The sequence below is a fragment of the Clostridium sp. B9 genome (assembly GCF_050509515.1).
GTDB lineage: Bacteria > Bacillota > Clostridia > Clostridiales > Clostridiaceae > Sarcina.
In genome coordinates this window covers 76,161-102,500 of sequence record NZ_JBNWKA010000003.1, presented here as the reverse complement: position 1 = coordinate 102,500, position 26,340 = coordinate 76,161, and the positions used below count along the sequence as shown (strand labels likewise).

Below are 26,340 nucleotides of genomic sequence, written 5' to 3'. Positions count from 1 at the left end.
ATCTATAAACTGTCTAAAACTCTCTGTTAGAATCTCTTTTTGTCCTTCATAAGTATAAAAACTACTATCTCTAGTAGGTTCATATGGTTTTAAATGATTTTCATTTCTTACATAATAATCAAGCATCTCTTCAGTATGCTCTGGAGTTAAATTTCTAAGAACTACTCTTTTAGTATTTAACTGAAACTGAACTATCTTAACCTTATCTGTAAAATCATTTATGTTTATTCCCATTATATATTCATCCTTTTGGACTCCATTAGAATATACATTATCTGATATTATTCCTTCAAGCATAAATCCTAAATCTAAGTAAGCATTGAAATTATTTATATCTGAAATAAAAAGATTAACCTTATATATATCTTTCTTTGCAAATAGAACCTTTAATAGCTTAGTTAATGTTTCCTTTAGAAGATTATAGTTGTCCTCTTTATAAAACTTAAACCTTACATCAGCCTTTTTATTCTTGCTATCTATTTCTCTTAAATAAAATCTCCCTAATATTATGCCAACTTTATCTTTTATAACGTATTCCCTATCATTCCCTCTTGTAGCTTCTATTAATACATTCTTATTAAAAGACATACTCTACTCTCCAATTTATAATTTAATTTACTTTACTAATTTCTTTTTAGTATTTACATATAAGTAGAACATTAAAGCTGCAGATAAAATTGCACTTGCAGGTATTATGTAGAAAGCTTTATCTGGTCCAATACTTTCATTTAACATTCCAATAGCCTTGTTTAGAATCATACCAACTAAGCTAGCTGCTGTTATTACTATTCCTGTTATATAAGCTACATGTTTATCAAAAACCTTACTTATACTTAAAACAGTAGTTGGGAATGTTATTGAGAAGAATAATCCTGATAAAGATATTACTACCATACCATTGCTACCTAAAAGTAAACCTACTATACATAGTATAGCCCCTACAATTAATGTTTTGTACAGAATATTGAAATATCCTCTTTTTTCTACTACAAATCCACCAAACAGTCTTCCAACTGTAAATATAGCAAAGAATAAAGATAAGTATAAACCAGCTTTTTGCTCATTCATATCAAATCCAAACTTCATATAGTTAACAAACCAGTTTGAAATACCTTGCTCTGTGAATACATATAATCCTAGAGCAAGCATGTATGCAACAATAATCTTGTTTCCTAAAGCCTCTTTTAAAGATAATTTATCCTCTTCTTTAACAACCTCTGTTCTAGGTATCTTAACAAATATAAAACATATAAATACCACTAAATAAACTATACCTACAGCAAAGTACATTGTTCTCCAGTTTACTCCTCTAGCTGTTAATGCTCCAAAAAGACCTTGTCCAACTGATGAACCCAATCCATAACACGCATGCATAACATTCATTATTACATTCTGAGCAGTTAAAGCTATTATAGGAAGTACCGTATTACATGATATTGCTACCATTGCTATACCAGCACTACTTGTTACCATTCCAGTGTATAACATTCCATAGTTCTCTGTAAAAGACAAAAATATAAGTGATAAGAATATCACCATCAATCCGCCTAAAAAGACTTTCTTCTGTCCTAATTTTTCACACAGCGTTCCACCTATAAATGTTAATACCATATATGCAGCTGAAGTTGAGATAAGCATATTACTTATAGTATTATCATTAACTCCAAACTCTTGTTTAAATACTGGTATGAATATACCCTTAGTATTTTCAACGATTGCTGCTAATATCATCATTATAAATAGGAATGCTAATGCAACATAGTTTTGTTTCTTGCTGTTCATTATTATTCCCCCTTTGTTATCACAAAATAAATAAAGCACTAAAAATTATACCATAAAAAAGCTCTCTAGTACCTAGTAATATAGGCTTTTAAATACTTGTAGAATTATATTTCCCTAGTAATTTTATAAGAAATTAAATATAAAAAATTGTTATTTGCCAAAAGAAAACACCTAAGCAATTTCTTAGATGTTTTTCTCTTATATTTAAATCTATATTAAATGTATTCTTTTATTATATCCTTAACAACCTCTGATGCTATTATCATACCTGCTACTGGAGGTACAAACGATATACTTCCTGGTATTTGTCTTTTTGAAGCACACTTCTTAGTTCCCCCTGTACAAACACATCCTGTTTTACAAGTAACAACATCTTCAACCTTTGGTTTTCTTGGCATCTCTTCTGAATAAACTACCTTCAACTTTTTAACTCCTCTTTTTCTAAGCTCATATCTCATAACCTTAGCTAGTGGACACACTTTTGTTTTATATATATCAGTAACTTTAAATTCTGCTGGATTTAACTTATTTCCTGTTCCCATTGAACTCATAAGCTTAATTCCTTTTTCCTCACAATAAACAGCAAGTGCTATTTTAGCTGAAACAGTATCTATTGCATCTACTACATAATCAACATCATCTGGTATTATTTCTTGTAAATTATCTGGTGTAACAAAAACTTGTATAGTTTCTACATTACACTTTCTATTTACTGAAAGAACTCTCTCTTTCATAATCTCTACTTTATTTTTACTTACAGTACTATATGTAGCATGTATTTGTCTGTTTAAATTTGTTAAACAGACAGTATCGTCATCAACTAATATTAAGTTTCCAACTCCTGCTCTTGCTAAAGCCTCAACTGTGAAACTTCCTACTCCACCTACTCCGAATACCATAACTTTGCTATTAGCTAATTTATCTAACGCTTCTTTACCTATAAGTAACTCTGTTCTTGATAGTGAATGTTGTAACATAAACATCTCTCCTTCTTAAGTTAATAAATTTCCCCTATGTTAATCTTCCAATAATTTTTTCAAATATCTAAATTAAATCAAAATAATTTGTATTCTCTTCTACACACAAATTCATTAATATTATATACATTCTATTGATTATAAATAAAGTTTTTTCGTGTATCTTAACATATAAAATATTATTTTATCAATAAATCATCATAAAATCTTCTTTTAGCTGCAAATATATCTTAAATATTTTTTAAATGGATTCCTAAATTTCTATGATATCCACTTTATTTAATATATAATAGCCTTATGAATTTTATTTTGAGGAGGACATATAAATGACTTTAGGAATAATTGCTGCTATGAGCGAAGAATTAGAAATCCTTTTACAAGACATGAAAGTAGAATCAAAAGACACTAAAGCTAACATGACTTTCCACCAAGGAAATCTTTGGGGACAAGAGGTTGTAGCTGTAGTTTGTGGTATAGGTAAAGTTAACGCTGCTATATGTACACAAATATTAATAAGTGAATACAATGTTGATAAGGTTATAAACGTTGGTGTTGCTGGTGGAATAGGAAGAGAAATATTCCCTGGAAACGTAGTTATAGCTGATTCATTAGTTCAATATGATATGGATACAACTGCTTTTGGAGATCCAATGGGACAAATCCCAAGATTAGATACATTTGATTTCAAATGTAATAAAGAATTAGTTGAACTTTGTCAGGAAGCTTGTAAAGAAAATGAAGAAATAAAGAGCTTCACTGGAAGAATAGTTACTGGAGACCAATTCGTTGCTAGCGTAGAAAAAGTTAGATGGTTAGAAGAGGAATTCGGAGCTGCTGCTTGTGAAATGGAAGGTGGAAGTATAGCACACGTTTGTTACTTAAACAACATTCCATTCGTAGTTATAAGATCAATATCTGATAATGCAAACAATGGAGCACATATGGACTTTGCTGAGTTCACTGCTATAGGAGTTAAAAACTCAACTTCAATCTTAAAATCAATGATTTTAAAAATGGCTTAATATAAAAAAGAGATATATCAAATATATCTCTTTTTATTTTATATCTCATGAATGAATATTCCACTTCTAAGCTTTGGTTCAAACCATGTAGATTTTGGAGGCATTATCAATTCTTTATCTGAAATTTTCATAACCTCATCTAAGCTTGTTGGATAAAGTGCAAAAGCTACCTTCATATCTTCTGATACTCTTTTTTCTAGCTCTTCTAATCCTCTTATTCCACCTACAAAATCTATCCTTTCATCATTTCTTATATCTTTTATTCCTAAGATTGGTTCTAATATATTATTTTGAAGTATTGATACATCTAAGCTTTTTACTAAATCAGTTTCTTTATTTATATACTTTAGTTTAAACCAAGAGTTATTTAGATACATTCCAAACTCCCCTTTATTACTTGGCTTAAAATTTTCTCCTACTTCAACTTTTGTAACTTCAAAGTTTCTCTTTATTCTATCTAAAAATTCTTCTTCACTTAATCCATTTAAATCTTTAACTACTCTATTGTAGTCTATTATGGTTAGTTCACTATTAGGAAATAATACTCCTAGGAAATAGTTACATTCATCAGCTTTTGAACATTCTCCTTTTTCCCTTCTCTCTAAACAAACCTTAACTGCTGCTTCTGATCTATGATGTCCATCAGCTATATATACTGAATCAATTGACTTAAAAGCCTCTATTATTTCCCCAATAACTTTCTTTTCAGAAATTCTCCAAACCTTATGAACTACACCATCATCAGCCTTGAAATCATATAGTGGATTTTCAGTGCATATTTCTAAAACCATATTATTTATATCCTCTAAATCTCTATAAGTTAAGAAAATAGGACCAGTCTGAGCAGAGCAAGCCTTTATATGCTTTATTCTATCCTCTTCCTTCTTAGCTCTAGTAAATTCATGCTTCTTAATTGTATTATTTAGATAATCATCCACAGCTAAGCAAGTAACAATACCTTTTTGAGATTTCCCATTTAAAATAAGCTCATAAACATATAAACACTCTTCATCCTCCTTTATAAGAATCTTATTCTTAAGGAAATTCTCCATATTCTCCTTAGCCTTCTCATAAACTTCATTAGAATACTCACTAACATTTCCTGGGAAATAAGTCTCAGCTTTGTCTATATTCAAAAAAGAAAATTCATTCTCCTCAACAACCTTCCTAGCCTCTTCCCTATTCAAAACATCATAAGGCAAAGCCGCAACCTTATCCACTAAACCCTCTTGTGGCCTAATAGCCTTAAAACCCTTAATATTAACCATACTATCAACTCCTCTTTACTTTAAATATATGTTTTAAAGCATTCTTGATTTTCAGATAGAACTGAAATACTCTCTTAATGATCAACTAGAGTTTCATTATATATGGAGGAATAATTACGTTAAGAAGCGAAGCTGTTTGACCAACGGGAGTTCTGAGCTTTAGTAATTATTCTGAAATATATAATAGAAACTCTATGCGAAATTAAGCTATGTCTGAAGGTCTAGCTGAAAATCAACTTTGCTTAAAACATTTAGCTAAAGAAACTCTCTATGATTTCAATAACCTCTTCTCCTATTCGCTCTTGAGCTTCCTTAGTTGATGCTCCAATATGTGGTGAAAGACTAGCCTTTGGATGATTTATAAGTTGAATATTTTTACTAGGCTCCTCATTAAATACATCTAGTCCAACCCCACCTAAAGTTTCATTCTCTAAAGCTTCTAAAACTGCTTCTTCATCCAAAGCCTTTCCTCTAGAAGTATTTATAATAAAAGCACCCTTTTTAATCTTGCTTAACTCTTTACTTCCAATTATATTCTTTGTCCCAGAAATATTTAGGGAAATAAAATCTGACATTTTTAATAATTCATCAAATTCAACTTGAGTGTATTCCTTATCCACATCCTCAATTTTAACCATATCAAAATAAACTATCTTCATTCCTAAAGCAGTACACCTCTTTGCTAATTCTTTTCCTATTCTACCCATTCCTATTATTCCTAAAGTTTTTCCACTTATTTCTGTTCCAACATACTGTTTTTTATTCCATAATCTAGCTTTCATAGTTACATTAGACTGATTTAAGAATCTTGCTAAAGAAAACATATGCGCTAATATTAATTCTGCAACTGAAGCTGAACTAGCATTCGGTGTATTCTTAACAGTAATACCATTCAATCCCGCATAGTCTGTATCAATATTATCTACTCCAACTCCACCTCTTATTATTAATTTAAGATTTCCACCTTTTATAGCAGAATCAATTAATTCTTTTCTTATTTTTGTAGCAGATCTTATTACTATACAATCAACTTCCTTTATCTTTTCCCTAAGCTCATCACCATCATAATGTTTCTTATCAACATCATATCCTAAACCTTCTAGTTTTATAATAGCCTTACTATCTAATCCATCATTTAAAAGTATTCTTCTCATAATTCATAGCCCCCTAAATTTATTTATAAAAAATTGTGTTTTAGCACTTATTGCTTTCTAGATATAACTGAAAGATTATCTTATAAAAAATGCTGTATCAAAACACTAAAAATAAAACTTATAAATTTATAAGCATTATTTAAGTATTACTTTGATACAGCGCATAAAGAAATTATTATAATCCCAAAATTTCATTTATATTTCTTAGTAACTCATTTATATCTTCAATTTGACAGTCTGCCATATGTGCTATTCTAAATGTTTTATCCTTTAACTTTCCATAACCATTAGATAATTGAAACCCTCTCTTACCTAACTCTTTGTTTAACTCCCCAACATTTATATTTCTAGTATTCTTTATTGTTGTTAGCGTATTAGATTCATATCCTTCCTCTGGATATATTTCAAAATACTTTTTAGCCCACGCTCTAACAATCTTAGCCATTCCAATATGTCTATTAAATCTATTTTCTAATCCTTCTACATTTAATATATAGTCTAACTGATAATCTAAAGCAAACATATGTGAAAGTGATGGTGTTGATGGATACTGGTAATCCTTCTTTTTTATATATTTATATAAAGATAATAAATCTAAATAAGTTCCTCTAAACTTAACTTTTTCAGCTCTTTCTCTAGCTTTTTCTGAGAAAGTACAGGCTGATATTCCAGGAGGCAATCCTAATGCCTTCTGAGATGACGTTATACATATATCTATGTTAAGCTTATCAACCTCAACCTTACTTCCTGCTGCTGAACTAACCATATCAACACAAAAAATAACATCTGGATATTTTTTAAGAACTTCACTTATTTCTTCTAATGGATTCATTATTCCTGTAGAAGTTTCATTATGAGTAACTGTTATTAAATCATACTCTCCTGAACTAAGAACTTTATCCACAAAATCTCCTCTTAATGCTTTTCCCCAAGGAACTTCAAATTTATCCACAGGAACATTGTTGCTTATCCCCATTTCATACCATCTATCCCCAAAAGCACCTACTGAAAAAACTGCTGCTTTTTTTAAAGTACAACTTCTTATAGCACCTTCCATTAATCCGCTTCCTGAAGTCGTTGATAATAATATTTCATTATCTGTATAAAATAATTTTCTTAAATTATTACTTATTCTTCTTTGTAACTCCGAAGCCTCCTTGCTTCTATGTCCTATCATAGGAGTTGCCATTTTTTCTAGAACATCATCTCTCACTTCAACTGGTCCAGGTATAAATAATTTCTTATGCATTGCCTCTCCCTCCTCATTAATTAATTTATTTAATAGTATATTATAATTCCTTATTATTGGTGATAATAAAAAAAGAGTTTTAACACAAAAAATCTGTGCTAAAACTCCTTTAAAACAAAATTAAATCATATCTTGTAAAATGTTGAATTTATTTTCCATCTCTTTTTCACAAGCTCCACTATGAAACTTAATGCAATTTAAACAGCTCTTACAAGAATTCATTGATGATACAGCTTCTCTATATCTTGATGAGTAATCATAACAATTTTCTGCTATATCTATAAATTCTTCACTTCTAGACATAAGTATTCTCCTTTCTTAGTTAAAATACTATATATCCTTAGTATTTTCTAAGAAAGGATTTTTATACTAAATTATTCCTCTTCATCATTCCAAAATAAAACTGATTCAGTCTCTCTACAGTATTTAACACATATACATTGACCTAAATTTCTTGGACAAAGTCTACAAAGACAAGTTTTTTCAGTCCCATCACATCTATTATTCTTAAAATCTATACAATACTTACAATTAATACTTGTTCCAACAGCCATAATAAAACCCTCCTAGTATCTTTACATACAGTTAAGTATATCACTTTTAATAGAGTCTTAAAATTAATTTAAATCAAGTTTATATAAATATCGATATCAAGTAATAAACCAATACTTTGCTTTAACTCAACACATAACTTAAAATAGAGCAAAATCCCCAATTATTATTGCTTAGTAAAATCTTCTTTAAGTTCACTATCAACAAAATTCTTTAAAATTTCATCAGTATCATCAATAAATACCTCTTCATCTGAATCCTTTCCATGGTCTATTTCTTCAAACTCAAAATCTTTAAGCCTCTTATTAAATTCATCATCAATTATTTTTTCATCTTCACTTTTAAAATTACTTACTTCTTCTAAGCTCTTATTTTTATTTTCTGAGAAAACTTTTTCTTCCTCTAAATTATCATTTTCTAATATAGTTTTTTCTTCTACTCCATCATTTATTTCAAGAAATCCTGTATTTAAATCAAATTCCAAATTTGCCTCATTACAAACCTGAATTTCCTTAGATTCAACTACTTCTTTATTTTCATAATCATCATATTCTTTTCTTAAAACTCGAACTCTATATACTGATTCTAATAACATAAATAAAGTAATAGCAAAAATTACTGATGCTATATTAACATAAAAAGTTCCATCTATATAGCTAACATTAGGAATAATCATTATAGCAAAATATCCTACTGCCGAAACTAAACAAAAACTTATAAGAATACTCATAAAAATATAAATAATATATCTTGGTAGTTCAAAGAAATATGGTCTATTTAAATTTTTTCTTTCCATTAGTTTAATAAGAAAATATGAAATATATCCTAGCAAAAGAGTTATTGCTAAAACTATTAATAGAAGTAAAACTTGTCTTCCAAAAGAAAAAGTCTCCTCCTTAAAATCCAAAGTTAAAAGACTAAATATACCTAAAATATTAGTCCACAAACTCCCTAAAATATTTCTTACAAATTCCAACCTGTCACTTATTAAAAGCTTGCTTACTGCAAATAATATTATCAATCCATCAGCAAATAATACTGGTAATATTCCAGCTAAAAATTTATCCTTTACAATTAAATTCATAAGGAAAACTACTGTAGTAAAAAATAATCCTATTATAAGAAAATAAAATATACTTAAAATCAATCCCTTAAAAGCAAAGATATCACTATAAGAAAAGTAACATATCATTTTTATTAATATGTTAATCACTAATGGAACTAGTATAGCTAAAGAAATAACTAAAACCTTATTTATAAAATATTTTTTTCTTCCCTCTTCACCATTAATGATAGCTTGTCTTATTTCCTCCTCTTTATCTTTAAATAGTAACCCAATAATAATTATAAGAACTAAAAACATCAATCCTCTATCCAAATAGGTCATAGAAAAGCTATTTGCTACTATTTCAGCATCCAATATTCCATTTCTATCTTTTGATAAAGTACTTATCATATAAAAATTTCCCATTAAAAAGAAAAGAGAAATTCCTAAAGTAACCCAACTTAACATTATCCTTAGCTTATACTTTTTCAACTCTAAATTATTAATTAAAACTCCCATACTTTTCTCCATTCACAAAATTAAACTAAGTTCTTTATAATATACTTTTGCAAGTGGATTTTTATGATTTTATTTTTTATAAAATTAAGTAGCAATTTAATCATCACTACATATATTAATATAAAGAATGTTTAAATTACTTCTTCATTTTTTGACTACTCCTCTCCTTAGAAAAAGAAGAAGTTTTGTTAATGCATTCCTTGCTTACTTTGCAAGTTTCCTCCCATCTAAAAATAAAAAAACAGGTGATTTATCACCTGTTTTTTTATTACATAAACATTTGAAATAAAATTATTAAAATTACTCCTGGAATGCCTAAAATACCTGCTATAAGTGCTGTTAATATGTTTATTCCTACTGTTATACCAAAATAAGCTCCAAAGTAATTAGTAATCATAAGAAGTATAACTCCAAATATACTATTTATAACTAAACCAATTATTTTCTTTAGAGAACCAAATATTAATTTTAAAACTAATATTCCAACAAGCACTGCTACAATAAGAAGAATTATATCATCTAATGATAAAGTTCCTAAATCCACACTATCACCCGTCTCTCTCTTAAATTATACTAATATTAGTATTCTTAAATATATGTTCTAAGCCTACTTTTATACCTCTTTTTTTAGCTTCTCTAAGCAAGTATTCATACCTTGCATTAATGTCTTGTTCCTTGTATATAAGAGAGTCTATAAGCTTATCATCACAAGCATTCTGAAAAGCTGATCTCGCTACTTCCATTTCTAATATGGTTTCTTCTATTGCTTTTAATATTTCCTCATCCTCATTAGAATAATCTATTTTTTTAATTAAATAATCCGAAATTTTCTTTTTATCCATTACAAACACCTCCATAACTTCTCTTTTGGAATTATTACCAAATAGTCCAAGTTATATTCAGTATCTATAATTTATATAAAAACATTTTAATATTTTCTGATTTAAAGTTATTTTGAGTTATAGATATAACTTAAATACGCCCTTAAAGAAATACCTTTTAACTACATTTAAATGTGTAAGTTCAAGATACCAAATTTTAAATTTGGACTTTCACTTAAATCTCTGTTCTACCTTCTAGTGCTTTTGATAAGGTTACTTCATCCGCATATTCTAAGTCTCCACCAACAGGGATACCTGCAGCTATTCTAGTAACCTTAACATCTAATGGTTTTAAGATTTTTGAGATATACATAGCAGTAGCTTCTCCCTCTATTGTTGGGTTGGTTGCTACTATAACCTCTTTAATATCTCCACTCATTCTTGCTACTAGTTCTCTTATTCTTATGTCTTGCGGACCTCTTCCTTGCATTGGAGATATAGTACCATGTAAAACATGGTATAAACCGTTAAACTCTTTAACCTTCTCCATTGTCATTATATCCTTAGGTTGCTCAACAACACAGATTACATCTCTAACTCTGTTTGGATTTGAACATATTGCGCAAGGATCTGAATCTGTAAAGTTACCACATACTGAACAATACTTTATTGTTCCTCTAGCTTTTATTAAAGCATTAGCAAATTCCTCTACCTCATCCTTTGGCAAATTTAAAATATGTAAAGTTAGTCTCTGAGCTGATTTCTTTCCTATACTAGGTAGCTTAGCAAATTCTTCAATTAACTTTTCTATGGCTACTGGATAAAATTCCATCGTAAACTCCTCCTTTTATTTTTTTAAAATTTCTCTATATCTATAAAAAACTCCGCTGAGAAGTTTCAGCAGAGTTTTACAATTCAATAAGTATTTTTTTATTCTTTATTAGAATAATCCTGGCATACCCATTCCGCCAGTTAATTTACCCATTTTCTCTGAAGTTTCTTCGTTAGCTTTTTCTAAAGCTTGCTTAACAGCTGAGAAAACTAAGTCTTCTAACATTTCAACGTCATCTGGATCTACCACTTCTGGTTGTATATTAAGTGCGATTAATTCTTTTTTACCATTAACTTTAGCAGTTACTGCACCACCGCCAGCTGAACCTTCGAATTCTGATACTTCGATTTCTTCTTGCATTGATTGCATTTGCTTTTGAAGCATTTGAGCTTGCTTCATTAAGTTATTCATGTTACCCATTCCACCTGGGAATCCACCTCTTGCCATACTTACATCCTCCTTAATAATTAACTCCCTAATATTATATAGTATTTTTGAAAATTTTACTATAATATTAGATTATATAACTTATTGTTCTTTTGTTACTATTTTTTTGAATTATTCTTCTACAATTTCTAATCCATCTCCCATTAGTCCTGCAAGTCTAGCCTCTAAGTCTGCTTCATTATCCTTATCAGCTTCACTTCCTTGCTCAACACTGTAAACAACTCTTACAGGCTCTTTTAAAACTTCTGAGAATATTTCATTTACTATTCTAGAAAAATCACTTTTTTCAAGTCTTTCCTTATTGTGTTTAAATTCATATGAATATCTGAACTCAACTACACCTTTGTTACAAGATACATTACTTATACCTTTTGCTAAAGCTATATAAACCATGTATTTTCCTCTGCTCTTGAAAGCTTCAAGAATATCCTTCCAAACCTTTCTCAAGTACTCTGGTGTTAAAGTAGAATTTTCATTTACCGGCTCATAATTAGCTTTTACTGGTGCTTGAGTAGGTTTCTTAGCTTGATTATTAGCCCCACTATTAACCATTCCACCATTAGCTACTTCTGCTTTTATTCCGTCTAAATTATTAGCGTTAACTTGTATATTTCCACTCTTTATCATATGTTCTAGCTTATTTATTCTAGCTAGCATTACCTCTTTAGAAGTATCATACTCTATTTTACACATTTTTATTACTGCTAATTCTAAATAAACTCTAGCTTGTTTACTAAGCTTAGCTTCTTCATCACATTCCTGTACAATTCTTATACATCTCATGATTTCTTCAACTTTAAGCTTAGCACCTTGCACCTTAAGTTTCTCTATATTTTCCTCTGCAGTATCTAAAACTTCCTCTGGATTTGAAGTTACTTTTATCATAAGCAAGTTTCTATAATGTACTATTAAATCTTTTATGAAAAGAGTCATATCCTTTCCTGTAAGAACTAATTCCTCTATGATTTCCATAGCACTTTCTATATCTCTTTTTATTATAGAATCAACTATCTTAAATAAATTATCATTAGTTACAAGTCCAAGCATTGAAACTAACTCATCATAATCAACCTTACCATCTCCAATTGATATAGCCTGATCTAAAATACTTAAAGAGTCTCTCATTGCTCCATCAGAAACTCTAGCAACAAGATCTAAGCTTCTATCATCGCAGAATACCCCTTGCTCTGTAACTATCTTTCTAAGTCTTCCTGTTATATCTTTTCTACTAATTCTCTTAAAATCAAATCTTTGACATCTTGATAAGATTGTTATAGGTAATTTTTGAGGGTCAGTTGTTGCTAATATGAATACCACATTTTTAGGTGGTTCTTCTAAAGTCTTTAAGAATGCATTAACTGCACCAATAGACAGCATGTGAACCTCATCCATTATGTAAACTTTGAATCTAGCTTCCTGTGGCGGATATTGAACATCATCGATTATATCTCTTATGTTATCAACACCATTGTTTGAAGCTGCATCTAGTTCTGTTATATCTATAGCTAAACCTTCATTTATCTTTTTACACATCTCACATTCATTGCAAGGCTCCCCATCTTTTAAATCAAGACAGTTTAAAGCCTTAGCCATTACCTTTGCAGTAGAGGTTTTACCAGTACCCCTAGTTCCACAGAATAAGTACGCATGAGCTGTTCTTTCATTTAATATCTGATTTTTTAATGTAGTGGTTATATGTTCCTGACCAACAACGTCATTAAAAGTTCTTGGTCTCCACTCTCTATACAAAGCTTTATATGCCAAATTTTTTCACCTCTCTAAGCCTGCATTAACATATAATTATTATACATCAAAACAACTATATGTACCTATTTACTCCATTATATTTTTTTCTTAATTAAACTATTATATCATGATTAATATTATCTTTTTTCAAAATTGCTATATAATTAGTTTAATAACATGTCTAAATAAATTTTGAAAGGATTGTTTTATATGTTTTCTATAATTGTTGCCAAAAGTATTAATAATATCATAGGAGTAAATAATTCTCTTCCATGGAACCTTCCTTCTGATTTAAAAAGATTTAAAGAAATAACAATGGGAAAGAAAATTTTAATGGGAAGAAAAACTTTTGAATCACTTCCTTTTGTATTACCAGGAAGAACTCACTTAGTTTTAACAACAAATAAAGATTTCTCTAGTGAAAATGAGAATGTAATTGTATATCATGATTTAGAAAAGCTAATTGAAGAGTTTAAAGATAGTGAAGAAGAAGTTTTTGTTATAGGCGGTGGAAATATTTTTTCTCAATTTATAGGCTCAACTTCTAAGCTTTATATAACTGAAGTTTTAAAAAAGATTGAAGGGGATACGTATTTCCCAGAAGTAGATTGTTCAAAGTGGATTAAAACTTTTGAAAGCGATGTTTATGAAGAGAATAATACTATGTTTAACTTCGTAGATTATATAAAAAATAAGGATTAAAATATCTTATAAAAAAAGATTTTAATCCTTATTTGTAGCCATAAATTTATTTACAAAGTACTTATTATTGTTTCTTCTTAAAGGTTGATTTAATTCCTCTTTTAACAACATCAAGAAAGCTTAATGACCTAACTATACGGTCTGGCTCAACATAGTTTCTAACAGTACGAAGTACTTTTTTAGGTTCTTTAGAGGCAAAAGAATATGTACCATTTTTCTTTGTTTTAATTGCATACCTTGGAATCCACTTTCCCTTAAAAATTATGGATGCAATAACATAATCAACTTCCTCCCAAGGAATTTGAATAAACTTTAGAGGATTGCTAGAATGATAAAATTCAAAGCCCTTATCACCAATCATTATTTGTCCATAATCTGCAAGACCTGTAAAAGCTGTTGCATCAACTACTAAATCTACCTTTGTATTCAGTGATTGAATCATCTATTCTACTCCTTTTCTACTTATTTATAAATATTTCTCTATCTATGTATTACTAAAAAAGTTAAGAAATTATAAGAATAAATTAAATCCATTCTTATTGAATTTAATATTACTATATTTTATTCTTAACTAAAATTTTCAATTTAATGACTATACTTCAGTTCCATAATATCACAAAAATTATTTTTTAACTTTACTATAAAGTATTTATATTTAAGAAAAGCCTAGGCTAAGTAAAAAATATTACCCTAACCTAGGCTAAATAAACTATATTACATTAATCCTATTACATGGAATACAATACCGATTACGAATAAAGCAAGAATCATCACGATTGGAGATACTTTCTTTTTAAGTAACCACATACATAAGAATGTTAATAATAATCCTGCAAGTCCAGGAATTAATGAATCTAAGTTACCCTGTAATGTTGTAACTTTTTGAGCAGTTAATGATAAACCAGATGCTTGTTGTAATAACGCTTGTTTAATACCTTCTGCTCCAGCAGGAAGACTATTCCAATCTATATAAGCACCTTCACTTAAGTTAACTGATGATATTACTGGAGTGAATTTAATAGCTACCCATCTATTAACCAATGATCCTAAGATGAACATACCAAGTATAGATGCACCCTTTGTAATATCTTGTAGTAAGTTACCAGATAAATCTTCTGTAATACGAGAACCTGCTTTGTAACCAAATTCTTGTGTATACCAAGTAAATGCCATACGTATAATATTCCAACCGAAGAAGAATATTATTGGACCCATTATGTTACCTGCCATAGCAAGTGAAGCACCTAATGCTCCTAATATAGGTCTAACAGTAAACCAGAAAACTGGATCTCCAATACCTGCTAAAGGTCCCATCATACCAACTTTAACCCCTTGAATAGTTACATCATCAACTGGTGATCCATTTGCACGATCTTCTTCTAATGCTAATGTTACCCCAATGATAGGTGATGCTACATATGGGTGAGTATTAAAGAATTCTAAGTGACGAGTTAACGCCGCTGCTCTATCTTCTTTAGTTTTATATAATTTCTTAATTGCTGGAATTAATGAGAATGCCCAACCACCATTTTGCATTCTTTCATAGTTCCATGATCCTTGAATGAAAGTTGAACGCCACCAAATAGAAAGACGATCTCTTTTTGTTAACTTTAATTTATTTTCCATTTTAGTCCTATCTCCTTTCTTAGTAGTTATCGATAATATCGCCTACAGGATCTCCTATATTTGATCCACCATTACCTGAGCCACCTTTTTTGCTAAGGGCTAAGTAAAGAAGGGCTAAAGAAACACCGATTGCACCTAATCCCATAAGTGTAAGTTGAGGGATAGTTGCTAATACAAAACCAATTGCGAAGAATGGCCATACTTCTTTTGTTGCCATCATGTTAATTACCATTGCGTAACCAACAGCTACAACCATTCCACCACCTACAGCTAAACCATCTGTTAACCAAGCTGGCATTGCAGTAAGTAATGCACGAATAGGCTCAGCTCCAATTAATAATATTAATGCAGCTGGAAGTGCTATACGTATACCCTGCATACAAATAGCAATAATATGCCACATTTCAACTTTTCTTATATTTCCTTCTTTAGCGGCAGCATCCATAAAATGTACAAAAGCTGTAGCTATTGTACGACAAATAATTGTTAATAATAATCCTGCAACAGCTAGAGGAATTGCTATAGCAATAGCTGAAGAAATTCCTGCTTGACCTGTTTCTCCACTAAGAACTAGAATAATTGCAGCTGCAACTGATGCTAAAGCTGCATCTGGTGCCACGGCAGCACCTATATTTGCCCAACCTAAAGCGATCATTTGAAGACTACCACCTAAGATTAAGCATGGTATTAAGTTACCTGTAACTAATCCGATTAAAGTACAAGCAACTAGAGGTTGTTGGAATTGGAACTCATCTAGGATACCTCCCATCCCAGCTAAAAATGCAATAATAATAACTAATATTATTTGAAGTATATTTAGATCCACTGTTAATCCTCCTTTTTTCTATTAAAATAATTTATATTATTTTAATTTATTTAATTCCTCTTGTGCTTTTTTAAGAATTTCATCCATATTCCCTTTTGCGTCATTTGGAACTTTACGCACATCAAACTCTACTCCACTTTGTTTAAGTTTATCAAAAGTATCTATATCTTCCTGACTGAAAGCAAGAACTTTATTTGGTTGAACTTTACCTGGTGAATGTGCCATAGAGCCAACATTAACTACTTTTAAAGGTACTCCACCCTCTACTGCTCTTAACACATCTTCTGGATTTTCAAAAAGAAGTAATGCACGTTGTCCACCAAAGTGATCTTTATCTTTTGCAAGTTTAATCATTTGATCAACAGGAACAATATGAGCTTTGACTCCTGGAGGAGCTGCTTGTTGTATTAATTTTTTACGAAGTTCATCTCTAGCTACATCATCAGACACAACAATAATTCTTGTTGGTCTAACTGTTTTTGTCCAAGCTGTTGCTACTTGACCGTGAAGTAAACGAGAATCGATACGTGCTAAAACGTATTCAAAAGAGCCAGGCGCACCTACATTAGAAGATTGTTGAGTAGAATTTTCAGAAGGCTTTTCTGAATCCTCAGGCTCTAATTCTTCTGGTTTAGCTTTAACTCCCTCTCTAGCTGGTTTTAGGATATTAGCAGCAATTTCTTGTGCTGATTCCATTGAAAAACGTGAAGCATAAGCTTCAATAACCATTGGTAGATTCATACCAGCTACAATTGCCCATTTATCTTTATGTTCTTCAACGAGACTATTAGCTTGGTTAAATGGTGTTCCTCCCCAGAGATCAACTAAGAATAATACCTCATCTTGATTCTCAAAGGATGCAATTGCATCTTTCATTTTTGCTTTAATATCATCTGGGCCTTCACTAGGCATTAGTGTAACAGCACTTACATTTTCTTGTTCTCCAAAAATCATTGATCCTGATTGCAATATGCCATTAGCAAATTCCCCATGACTAGCAAGAATAATTCCTACCATATGTATACCTCCTATTTTTTTATTTTCCATCTCTAAATTAATTTTACACCTATGTACATTTTAATACAATATTCATAATTTGGACATATTAAAAGAAAAAATACAAATTTATGCCATATTCTAGAATTAACTCCTATTCTTTTATTTATAATTAAAATTAAAATAATTAATAAATAATTATTTTATGATTTATTTATCATTAAATATTTATTTAAATCTCCTTTTTTTATTAAATCAATAATTAATAATCATAAACAAAAAAATACTAAGTAGATATATTTTTATCCACTTAGTATTTTTTTATTTCTAAAATATATATTTTTATTATCTAACAAGCCTCTTTTAAGCTTATATTCTCTTTTTCTCTAAAAATTAAACTTGCTACTAAGCCACCAACTATTGCAGGAACTATCCAGTTAAATCCTAAGCTAGCAAAAGGTAACTTATGTACTATACTTATACTAATTCCAAAGCTATCAATTACATTAAGCGAACTTATTAAAAGAGTTGTGTATGCAGCACCTTTAAAAGCAACACTTTTCTTAAACACATTTCCAAAGATACTCATAACAACTAAAAGTATAAGTACAGGGTAAATTAAGCTTAATATTGGTGCAGCTATTTCTATTATTTTATCTACGCCTAAATTTGAAGCTAATGCACTAAAAATACACATAAAAATCACTATATGTTTGTATTTAACTTTTTTGTTAGTTAAATCCTCAAAATACTTACTAGTTACAGAAGTTAATCCTACAGCAGTAGTAAGACATGCAAACCCTATAACTATTGCTAAAATAATTGTTCCTGTAGATCCTAATATTGACTTTGTTATATTCATAAGTAAAACTGTTTGAGAAATTTCACCATTATATAAAGTTGAAGCTGTTGCTCCTAAGTAAGTTAATCCTCCATATACTATAGCAAGTCCAATACATGCTATTAATGATGATTTCATTATTAGTTTTTTATTTTCAACTTCATCTTTATACCCTTTTTCTATAAATGAAGCCATAACAAGAGCTACAACTCCGCCAACACCTAAGGCATCCATTGTCTGATATCCTTGAGTTAACCCATTTATAAATAATTCATCTGAACTAACCTTTTGTAATTCTCCTATTGGCGATATTATGCCTTTAACTATCAACACTCCTAAAGCTATTAACAATATTGGAGTTAATACTTTTCCTATTATGTCCATTACCTTATTAGGTTTTATAGTGATTATAAGTACTACTATAAAAAATATTATTGAAAACATATAAGGATTAATTCCTTTAAATATAGGTAAGATACTCATTTCATAAGTTGTTGCAGCAGTTCTTGGAACTACTAATATTGGTCCTAAACAAAGCATTATTAATACTTCTAAGATAAGTCCAAATCTTTTTCCTGCCTTACCTAAAACATTTCTAAGTGAACCTACCTTTGATACCGCCACTATTGAAAGTAAGATTAATCCTACATCTGATGTCACAAATCCTAAAAAACTTTCTATCCAATTAGCCCCTGATATTAATCCTATGTATGGTGGAAATATTAAATTTCCTGCTCCAAAGAAAATTGAGAATAATGCAAATCCTATTATTACGATGTCTTTATTCTTTTTCATTTGTTTTTCAACCCCATTCTAATTTATATTTCTCATATATAAAAAAGCCACATAGTGTAAAACTATGTGGCCATTCTTGCCTAGGATAAAAAAAGCCACATAGTATTTCTCTATGTGACTATATATGCATCAAAAACTTAGCCATCATAGATACAAAACTTTTAGTTTGTATCCATGATTCTCATAATCATAAACACAAACTTAACTATAATAGCTAAAGTAAAAGGTATTAAGTTTTAAAGCCTTAGTTAAGTTTAAATTATTCATATTACCAAATCTCCAAATTTCAATTTATTATGTTAATAGCATTTTAATTGATTAAATCAAAAAAGTCAACGATAAATATTGATACTTTATTAAAAACTTAAACCAAAACCTAAAAACAATTCATTTCATAATAATTAACATCCAGCAAAATAAAGTAATACCTTATCTATTACATTCGATATTTCTTTATTATCATTTATAAATTTATCTGCATATTTTTGTATATCTTCTTTGCTTTCTGAATTTTCAAGATTACCTAAAGCTTCTTTAGCACTCTTTAAGTATGTTAATATTTCTTCGTTATAATCTATAAACTCTTCTGGAATGTCTGAATTACTAAAATCATCAACTAAGCACTGAAAAAATGTATTAGATTTTTTTATTTCTTCTCTCATTTCTGGTGAAATTTCACCAGTCTCAGATATAGCTCTCATATTTCTCAAAGAACCATCTAAACTTATATTTACTATAGTAGTGGAAATCTTATCTATATATTCATCTTCACCTTCATGCTTCTCTTCTTCAGTTGTTTTTTCTATAGGAGCTGCAACATTAGCTTCTTTAGGGCTTGTACTTCCACAACCAACAAAGAATGCTGATAATGAAGCTGTAATTATTCCAATTAAAATTTTTCTCCTCATAAAATCCTCCGTAAAATTATACTTATAAAACATATACGTATACTCAATTATATCAATAAGAATCACACTTTTTTATTAATGTTTCGTAAACATATGGAAAATAATTTTTACAAATAAAAAAAGCTTTTAACTAAGATATAGTTAAAAGCTTAAATTACATAATAAAACCGTGCACCTCACTTCGACAATAACTTATGAACGTTACCTATGCAGTTAGCTCAAGCCAGACGGATCCACGGCACATGAAAATGACTGCTTATCGCTGCTTCCTTCCGGACCTGACGAGGTTCACAGGTTTCCATTGCGTGGGGCCCAACTCTCAACACCACTTACATAGGGCAGACTCCACAAATTAGAGCCTCGATGAGGACTTCGATCCTGCTATAGCGGATTGCAGGTTACAGGGCACCGCTAACTCCCCATCTAGCACGGCATGGCGGAGAGAGAGGGATTTGAACCCTCGATAGAGTTTCCCCTATACACGCGTTCCAGGCGTGCTCCTTCGACCACTCGGACATCTCTCCATAACAAATATTAACTTATAATACTTTTTCATTCTAACATATAAGTTTAATCAATTCAATACTGAAAATTTAATTATAAATGTTACATTTTTTAGTATAATTATATAATTATCCTTATTTGCTAAATAAAATAAGGTAGATAATTCATATTATTATCTACCTTTTTATAAAAAATTATTTAATTTAAGAAAATACCACCTTTATTTTTTCTTGCCCTAATAATAATAAATATAATTGCTCCTATACCAATTATAATTCCTATTAAGCTTACCATTTGAGCTACTCTTATATTCATCAGATATAAACTATCTGTTCTTAGCCCTTCTATGAAAAATCTTCCTAAAGAATATAGAGCTATATAAGCTGATATAACTACCCCTTTATATTTATTAGTTATATTATATAAGATTATCATAAGCACTATAGCTATAAATATATCCCATATACTTTCATATAAAAAGGTTGGGTGATAATAAGTTCCATCTATGTACATTCCTTTTTGAATAAACTCTGGAAACTTACTTATAAATTCTTTAGAAACAAGACCTCCATGAGCTTCTTGATTAAAGAAGTTTCCCCATCTTCCTATTCCTTGAGCTAATATAAATGCTGGTGCAACAATATCTGCATAAGCTAAAAAATCTACTTTTTTAACCTTACAATAAATAAAAGCCGTTACGAAGGCACCTATTATTCCACCATGAATAGCAAGTCCACCTGCTCTTATATTTATCATTTCCCAAAAGCTATGATAATTCTCTAATTCAAAAAGCACATAATAAGCTCTAGCCCCTATTATAGCCATTGGAAAACACCATAAGAATAAATCTAATACAACATCAAAATCTAAATTTTTCTTTTTAGAATTTAACCAGACTAAAGCCATAGCTATCATCATACCTGTAGCAATTATTACACCATACCATCTAACTTCGAAGCTACCAATTGTAAAAGCTATTGGATCCATACAATCTCCCCATTTCCTTTAAATTTATTTTCCTAATCATAATACATTAGAATTATTAAGTAAATATGTAGCTATTAAGGATTACTTAAATCTTTGTTAAATATTAAAATGTCACATTAAAAATTAATAATAAGTATTATGATAGGCTTATTATAATGTTTCAATGTGACATAAATATTACTGTAATGTATCTGCATAGAAAATATTTATTACAGGTATTTTTATCTCTTCTCCTAGAGAATTTTTAATAATTTTTGACTGTACTATTCCTTTAACCTTAACTTCATCTCCATTTTCTAAATTTGGCATATCTCCCTTGCAAAGAACGCCTAAATAAGTTGAATCAACTATACAACAAGTCATTTCAATCTGAGTTATAGCAAATTCACTTTCCTCATAATCATTACTTTTATAAAACAAACCCTCTATTGAAATTTCCTTTCCAATAAATTCATCTAAATGAACTATCAATCCTTCTATTGTATTATGAAAATTTTCTTCTGTAAGAACTAAAGTTTCAAGCGCCTCTAAATCTTCATGAGAATGTAGATGTTCATGTTCACCAATCTCATGCTTTTCATGATAAAGTTTAACTCCTTTTAGATTTAATGAAACCTCATTTATATTAAGTCTATTAGTTATCATAAGCATTGTTAAAGCAAATATAAATATAAAATATCCGCACTTAAAAATTCTCCTTGATGAAAAAGTGAATATATTGAAAAACTGAATTATTATTAATAAAAATATTATGGCTATGGCTAGAAAAATATACTTCCTCATATCAGTTGAAATTAATAAAAATATTTTTTCGCTAATTAGCATTTTGAAAATAATATACTCAAAGCATACTAAGATAAGGAACCATACTAATTCACTAAAATTAAATTTTCTCATATAATTCCCTCCCTAAAACACTAAACATGATGCTATGAAACAAAGTGAAAACACTACAAATAATAACTTAATAACAAATGATTTTTTGAATACAGAGAAAAGCATTATTGTATTTTTTAAATCTATCATTGGTCCTATGATTAAGAATCCTGTTATTGACCCTAAAGAAAATCTATTCATAAACGTACTGGCTACAAATGCATCTGCTTCTGAACAAAGAGAAATTAAAAACGAAAATACCATAAGCATTATTATTGATAATATTGTGCTATTTTCAAAATAGAATATACTTTCCCTTGGAACCAAGGTTTGAAATAAAGCAGCTAAGGATGATCCTACTATAAAATATTTCCCTATCTCATAAAACTCTATAGATGTGTGTTTTAGAAGCCTTATCGGCTTACTAGAATTATCATCAATTTCGGAGCATCCACAAAGACATTTACCATCTAAATCTAAAGTTGAGCCTGCCTTTAAAATATTACCCTCTCCACCAAGATAGATCATTAGTATTCCTGCAATTACAGCGATGGTAAAACCAACTCCAACTCTCAACACTACTACCTTTATGTCTCCATCAAAGGCATAAAAGGTTGATAAGATTACAAGTGGATTTACTATTGGCGCAGCTAACATATATGTTATAGCTACATTTATAGGTACATTTTTACGTAATAACCCCTTAGTGATTGGTACTGTAGCACATTCACAAACTGGTAGAAAAACCCCTATTACCCCAGCTTGAAGTGAGCCTAAAATTTTATTCCTTGATATAATCCTATTGAATAAATCTCTCGAAAAGTAAACCTGCATAAAGGATGATAGCACTGCCCCTGTTAATATGAAGGGCAATGCTTCAATTACTATACTAGAAAATATTATAGAAAATTTATTTAAACTCTCCATACTTATCCCATCATCCTATTAACTAATCTTTCTTTATCAAATTTTAAGTTGCTACACTCTTTACCTATGCAATTTACTAAATGAGCACTTGGATTAAACTTTCCTATCATATCCCTATACTCTTTTAAACTTTCTTTACTAATTTCATTTGATTTGTTTAAAACAATAAGATTACTCAAAGATATATTAGGAATTATCATTGAAGGTATATTCTTTAAAAACATATTGAAAGTAGTTATATCTAACAGATTAACTATAAGCCCTAATTTTAAGTATTCATTAAGTTTGCTATTTCTTATTTTATCTATAAGCTCCTTAGTTTCAGAAACCCCATTACATTCAATAATAACTCTCTTAGGTGCATAAAACTTTAATGCCCTTATTAAGTCATCCTCATTTAGGTCATTATTGCTTTGAAAAGTTTTTATACTTATATTTCCTCTATATTTTCCTTTATTTATTTCTTCTTTTCCATTTTCGCATTGTATTAATAGAACTTCATCTTTTGAATAATCATCTAAAATATGATTTATAAAGCTTGTTTTCCCAGATGACAAAAAACCTGTAACCAAGTCAACAGAACACTTTCTCACCATATCCTCCCCCTTATTTTATGAGAATAGTTTGTCTATACTTTCCCTATCTAAATTTCTTCCTATCACACAAACTCTTCCTGTATAATCGCTTTTATAATCAACTATTGATAAATCATTAGGAACAAAATCAAACTTAATCCATGAATTATCTTTAGCTTTTAAAATCCCCTTAGCTCTAAGAACTTCTCCATGTTTATTCTCTTGAAATTCTCTTAATATCTTTAATACATCCTTATACTCAAAAGCTTTAGGTGTCTCAACTCCCCAATTTTCAAATATCTCTGGTGCAGATACTCTTCTTATTCCAAGTGATGTTGGTTTCTTTATAGCTGTATTGCTTATTAATGGTTCAACTTTCTTCTCTGAAACCTGAATTATTCTCTCTGCACTCAGTTTATCTAACTCAGTTGTTATAATTGTTGCCTTATTGTTTACGGATTTTATCTTATTGCAAACCTCAGTTATTTCATCATTGTTCAATTTTTCTATTCTTGTTAAAATGATAGTATTTGCATTAACTAATTGGCTTCTATAAAAATCACCAAAGTTTTTCATGTACATATCAATATTTTGAGCATCAACCATTGTAATCTTCATATTTATCCTTAAACCTTCTATATCAGCTTCATTTATAGATTCTAGAACTTGAGATAGGTTAGCCACTCCAGAAGGTTCAATTATTATTCTGTCTGGTCTGTAATTTAAGATTATATCTAATATATTTTTCTTAAAATCACCCTTTATAGTACAACATATACATCCAGAATTAATTTCTTTAACTTCTATTCTTCTATCTTGAAGAAGTACACCATCTATACCAACTTCCCCATACTCATTTTCAACAATAGCGATTTTTTCTTTATTAACTAAAGTATCTAAAAGCTTTTTTATTAAAGTAGTTTTACCAGCTCCAAGAAATCCAGAGATTATATCTACTTTCATTTAAATTCCTCCTAATGTAATCACCATATTCTTATTGATTATATTCCTTAACTATTTAGATTATTACTTTTAGTGTACAAATAAAAAAAAAGTCTAAATTAGACTTTTTAAAATCTAATTTAGACTTCCTCATTGTTTAAATATCCACTAATTTACTTTATGTAGAATGTTGAATTCCCTGAAATCCATTGATTTATATCTTTATCAACCTCTACTTTTCCATTTGCTATAATCTTTATGTTTTCTGGCTTATAATCATCATGAATTGCTGTAAATTTACTTTTTCTGATCCACATGTTTTCTATGTCATCAATTTTAAGATTTTCATCTCTTAGCTTGAATGTGTATGTATCATGACTTCCTTGCATAAAATCATTGCCTGGGTTGTCCATTTTCCATTCTTGAGTTTGTCCACCTTTAGTTTTTATCCCAAAGTACATGTAATCATCAGTTCCAGCATCCTTATCTCCACTAGTTGTAATGTATGCTACTAATTCTTTTACATCATTATTAGCTGTCATATCTGTTCCTTCTGAAACATCATGTAAAAATCTATATATATATCCTGCTGTTCCTTTTTGAGAATTTGATAAAGTTAATCTTGCTGCCTTATCCCAATCTTCCCAGCTATGACTCATGCTAGCGTGACTATAATATGTAGATTTCCCAATTTTAGCGAAATGTCCTGCAAATTCCTTTGACCATGTTGCAAAATCAGGATTTTTTAAGATATCAGTATAGAATTTTTCATTCGTTTTGCTTCCAGTTGTGTTTATTTTATACTGCTCTTTTCTTTCTTCTGCAAATGTTTCAAACTTAACATGACCTAAACTATCTACAGCTGTTACATTAGCTGGATGATATGGAGTATCTATATCTCCAAAATAATGCATAGCTTCCCCAAGATAGAATGTAGCTTGCTTATAGTTTCCCCTTCTCCACTCATATCTAGCTAATGCAGTAAATTTTCTTATTTGTGATTCACCTGTGTCTGGTATTGAATAAGCTAAGTACCAATTGTTATCCTTTGAGAAGTTGCTGTTAGTGTCAGGATCCCAGAAATGATCTTGATATAAATCATATGCATTCTTATCGTAATCAGGATAAGTTGATCCTACTTGTAGCTCATGAATGTTCTGCTTTAGTATTTCTAGATTATTTCTCACTGAGCTTGGCTCATCCTTAGATAAATCGTTTTCTAAAATAGTAACACCCTGCGTTACTATCATAGCATGGGTTCCTGTTCCATCTGGTTTACCATCCCATGCATAAACTTTAGTACTTGTTCCTGCCCATAGGCATGTAGTTAGTGCAGCACAAATAAGTGCCTTACAAATATTCTTCTTCATTTTTTATCCCCCGTCATTGTTTTAAGTGTTAAATTCCCCTATTTTGATAAT

The 26,340-nt window shown here is 29.7% G+C and carries 28 protein-coding genes, 1 tRNA gene and 1 other RNA gene (1 of these 30 cut by a window edge); 2 read left to right on the top strand and 28 right to left on the bottom strand.

All coding sequences use genetic code 11. The annotated features are described in order from the left end of the window. From ACQZHJ_RS00600 to ACQZHJ_RS00590, 3 genes are all read right to left on the bottom strand, one after another. Window positions 1-588, bottom strand: the 5' portion of a protein-coding gene (locus ACQZHJ_RS00600) for a GNAT family N-acetyltransferase (protein ID WP_430483633.1). Its footprint begins 351 nt before the window's first position; only the first 588 of its 939 coding nucleotides appear in the window; it begins with the start codon at window positions 586-588; the stop codon falls past the left edge of the window. Window positions 589-615: 27 nt separating this feature from the next. After that, window positions 616-1,782 carry an MFS transporter gene (locus tag ACQZHJ_RS00595; protein ID WP_430483632.1) on the bottom strand — a complete coding sequence of 389 codons (1,167 nt, stop codon included), beginning with the start codon at window positions 1,780-1,782 and terminating at the stop codon, window positions 616-618. A gap of 215 nt (window positions 1,783-1,997) precedes the next feature. Continuing rightward, window positions 1,998-2,759: a tRNA threonylcarbamoyladenosine dehydratase gene (locus tag ACQZHJ_RS00590; protein ID WP_430483631.1), complete on the bottom strand. Its 762-nt coding sequence runs from the start codon at window positions 2,757-2,759 to the stop codon at window positions 1,998-2,000. Between the two features lie 326 nt (window positions 2,760-3,085). Here ACQZHJ_RS00590 and ACQZHJ_RS00585 point away from each other — a divergent pair, with 326 nt between their 5' ends. Continuing rightward, window positions 3,086-3,781 (top strand): 5'-methylthioadenosine/adenosylhomocysteine nucleosidase, encoded by a 696-nt coding sequence (locus ACQZHJ_RS00585; protein ID WP_430483630.1) that lies wholly within the window; start codon window positions 3,086-3,088, stop codon window positions 3,779-3,781. Window positions 3,782-3,819: 38 nt separating this feature from the next. On the opposite strand, the gene ACQZHJ_RS00580 is transcribed toward ACQZHJ_RS00585, so the two are convergent. The 11 genes from ACQZHJ_RS00580 to dnaX all read right to left on the bottom strand — a co-directional run bounded on the left by ACQZHJ_RS00580 (window position 3,820) and on the right by dnaX (window position 13,432). After that, window positions 3,820-5,049, bottom strand: coding sequence for a DUF1015 domain-containing protein (locus ACQZHJ_RS00580; RefSeq protein ID WP_430483629.1), 1,230 nt, complete (start codon window positions 5,047-5,049; stop codon window positions 3,820-3,822). 251 nt (window positions 5,050-5,300) lie between these two features. Beyond that, window positions 5,301-6,203, bottom strand: coding sequence for a D-2-hydroxyacid dehydrogenase (locus ACQZHJ_RS00575; protein WP_430483628.1), 903 nt, complete (start codon window positions 6,201-6,203; stop codon window positions 5,301-5,303). Between the two features lie 175 nt (window positions 6,204-6,378). After that, the gene (locus ACQZHJ_RS00570; RefSeq protein ID WP_430483627.1) at window positions 6,379-7,452 is read right to left on the bottom strand and encodes a pyridoxal-phosphate-dependent aminotransferase family protein; all 1,074 of its coding nucleotides are present in this window, start codon (window positions 7,450-7,452) and stop codon (window positions 6,379-6,381) included. 120 nt (window positions 7,453-7,572) lie between these two features. After that, window positions 7,573-7,755: a hypothetical protein gene (locus ACQZHJ_RS00565; protein ID WP_430483626.1), complete on the bottom strand. Its 183-nt coding sequence runs from the start codon at window positions 7,753-7,755 to the stop codon at window positions 7,573-7,575. A 71-nt stretch (window positions 7,756-7,826) separates the two neighbouring features. Continuing rightward, window positions 7,827-8,006: a hypothetical protein gene (locus tag ACQZHJ_RS00560; protein ID WP_300257419.1), complete on the bottom strand. Its 180-nt coding sequence runs from the start codon at window positions 8,004-8,006 to the stop codon at window positions 7,827-7,829. A gap of 164 nt (window positions 8,007-8,170) precedes the next feature. Continuing rightward, window positions 8,171-9,568 (bottom strand): hypothetical protein, encoded by a 1,398-nt coding sequence (locus ACQZHJ_RS00555; RefSeq protein ID WP_430483625.1) that lies wholly within the window; start codon window positions 9,566-9,568, stop codon window positions 8,171-8,173. A 268-nt stretch (window positions 9,569-9,836) separates the two neighbouring features. Beyond that, window positions 9,837-10,112, bottom strand: a complete 276-nt coding sequence (locus tag ACQZHJ_RS00550; protein ID WP_430483624.1) for a pro-sigmaK processing inhibitor BofA family protein — start codon at window positions 10,110-10,112, stop codon at window positions 9,837-9,839. A 19-nt stretch (window positions 10,113-10,131) separates the two neighbouring features. Continuing rightward, window positions 10,132-10,410, bottom strand: a complete 279-nt coding sequence (locus tag ACQZHJ_RS00545; protein WP_430483623.1) for a YaaL family protein — start codon at window positions 10,408-10,410, stop codon at window positions 10,132-10,134. 214 nt (window positions 10,411-10,624) lie between these two features. Beyond that, window positions 10,625-11,221 carry a recombination mediator RecR gene (gene recR / locus ACQZHJ_RS00540; RefSeq protein ID WP_430483622.1) on the bottom strand — a complete coding sequence of 199 codons (597 nt, stop codon included), beginning with the start codon at window positions 11,219-11,221 and terminating at the stop codon, window positions 10,625-10,627. A 108-nt stretch (window positions 11,222-11,329) separates the two neighbouring features. Next, on the bottom strand, window positions 11,330-11,668 hold the full coding sequence (locus ACQZHJ_RS00535; RefSeq protein WP_430483621.1) for a YbaB/EbfC family nucleoid-associated protein: 339 nt from the start codon (window positions 11,666-11,668) through the stop codon (window positions 11,330-11,332). A 111-nt stretch (window positions 11,669-11,779) separates the two neighbouring features. Then, window positions 11,780-13,432 carry a DNA polymerase III subunit gamma/tau gene (gene dnaX, locus ACQZHJ_RS00530; RefSeq protein ID WP_430483620.1) on the bottom strand — a complete coding sequence of 551 codons (1,653 nt, stop codon included), beginning with the start codon at window positions 13,430-13,432 and terminating at the stop codon, window positions 11,780-11,782. A gap of 192 nt (window positions 13,433-13,624) precedes the next feature. Between dnaX and ACQZHJ_RS00525 the strand changes: the two genes are divergently transcribed. Beyond that, the gene (locus ACQZHJ_RS00525; RefSeq protein ID WP_430483619.1) at window positions 13,625-14,116 is read left to right on the top strand and encodes a dihydrofolate reductase; all 492 of its coding nucleotides are present in this window, start codon (window positions 13,625-13,627) and stop codon (window positions 14,114-14,116) included. Window positions 14,117-14,180: 64 nt separating this feature from the next. Here ACQZHJ_RS00525 and ACQZHJ_RS00520 read toward each other — a convergent pair whose 3' ends face one another. The 14 genes from ACQZHJ_RS00520 to ACQZHJ_RS00455 form a co-directional block, all read right to left on the bottom strand. After that, window positions 14,181-14,558, bottom strand: a complete 378-nt coding sequence (locus ACQZHJ_RS00520; RefSeq protein ID WP_430483618.1) for a DUF956 family protein — start codon at window positions 14,556-14,558, stop codon at window positions 14,181-14,183. Window positions 14,559-14,830: 272 nt separating this feature from the next. Continuing rightward, a complete protein-coding gene (locus ACQZHJ_RS00515) occupies window positions 14,831-15,742 on the bottom strand; it encodes a PTS system mannose/fructose/sorbose family transporter subunit IID (RefSeq protein ID WP_430483617.1) in 912 nt (303 codons plus the stop codon). Between the two features lie 19 nt (window positions 15,743-15,761). Beyond that, window positions 15,762-16,568, bottom strand: coding sequence for a mannose/fructose/sorbose family PTS transporter subunit IIC (locus ACQZHJ_RS00510; protein ID WP_430483616.1), 807 nt, complete (start codon window positions 16,566-16,568; stop codon window positions 15,762-15,764). Window positions 16,569-16,604: 36 nt separating this feature from the next. After that, window positions 16,605-17,585 carry a mannose/fructose/sorbose PTS transporter subunit IIA gene (locus ACQZHJ_RS00505; RefSeq protein WP_430483615.1) on the bottom strand — a complete coding sequence of 327 codons (981 nt, stop codon included), beginning with the start codon at window positions 17,583-17,585 and terminating at the stop codon, window positions 16,605-16,607. Window positions 17,586-17,913: 328 nt separating this feature from the next. After that, entirely contained in the window at window positions 17,914-19,200 is a 1,287-nt protein-coding gene (gene brnQ, locus ACQZHJ_RS00500; protein ID WP_430483614.1) for a branched-chain amino acid transport system II carrier protein, read from the bottom strand. A gap of 401 nt (window positions 19,201-19,601) precedes the next feature. Further along, window positions 19,602-20,108, bottom strand: a complete 507-nt coding sequence (locus tag ACQZHJ_RS00495; RefSeq protein ID WP_430483613.1) for a hypothetical protein — start codon at window positions 20,106-20,108, stop codon at window positions 19,602-19,604. A 167-nt stretch (window positions 20,109-20,275) separates the two neighbouring features. Further along, window positions 20,276-20,540: signal recognition particle sRNA large type (gene ffs / locus ACQZHJ_RS00490), an RNA gene on the bottom strand. Between the two features lie 2 nt (window positions 20,541-20,542). Then, a tRNA-Ser gene (locus tag ACQZHJ_RS00485) sits at window positions 20,543-20,632 on the bottom strand. Window positions 20,633-20,810: 178 nt separating this feature from the next. Continuing rightward, window positions 20,811-21,599 carry a prolipoprotein diacylglyceryl transferase gene (gene lgt / locus ACQZHJ_RS00480; RefSeq protein WP_430483612.1) on the bottom strand — a complete coding sequence of 263 codons (789 nt, stop codon included), beginning with the start codon at window positions 21,597-21,599 and terminating at the stop codon, window positions 20,811-20,813. A gap of 177 nt (window positions 21,600-21,776) precedes the next feature. Beyond that, complete coding sequence (locus ACQZHJ_RS00475) at window positions 21,777-22,496, bottom strand: hypothetical protein (protein ID WP_430483611.1); 720 nt, start codon at window positions 22,494-22,496, stop codon at window positions 21,777-21,779. 12 nt (window positions 22,497-22,508) lie between these two features. Further along, the gene (locus ACQZHJ_RS00470; protein WP_430483610.1) at window positions 22,509-23,402 is read right to left on the bottom strand and encodes a permease; all 894 of its coding nucleotides are present in this window, start codon (window positions 23,400-23,402) and stop codon (window positions 22,509-22,511) included. A 2-nt stretch (window positions 23,403-23,404) separates the two neighbouring features. Further along, window positions 23,405-23,998 (bottom strand): GTP-binding protein, encoded by a 594-nt coding sequence (locus ACQZHJ_RS00465; RefSeq protein ID WP_430483609.1) that lies wholly within the window; start codon window positions 23,996-23,998, stop codon window positions 23,405-23,407. A 15-nt stretch (window positions 23,999-24,013) separates the two neighbouring features. Then, window positions 24,014-24,940 (bottom strand): CobW family GTP-binding protein, encoded by a 927-nt coding sequence (locus ACQZHJ_RS00460; RefSeq protein ID WP_430483608.1) that lies wholly within the window; start codon window positions 24,938-24,940, stop codon window positions 24,014-24,016. Between the two features lie 152 nt (window positions 24,941-25,092). Beyond that, on the bottom strand, window positions 25,093-26,289 hold the full coding sequence (locus ACQZHJ_RS00455; protein ID WP_430483607.1) for a phospholipase C: 1,197 nt from the start codon (window positions 26,287-26,289) through the stop codon (window positions 25,093-25,095). Between the last annotated feature and the right edge of the window lie 51 nt (window positions 26,290-26,340).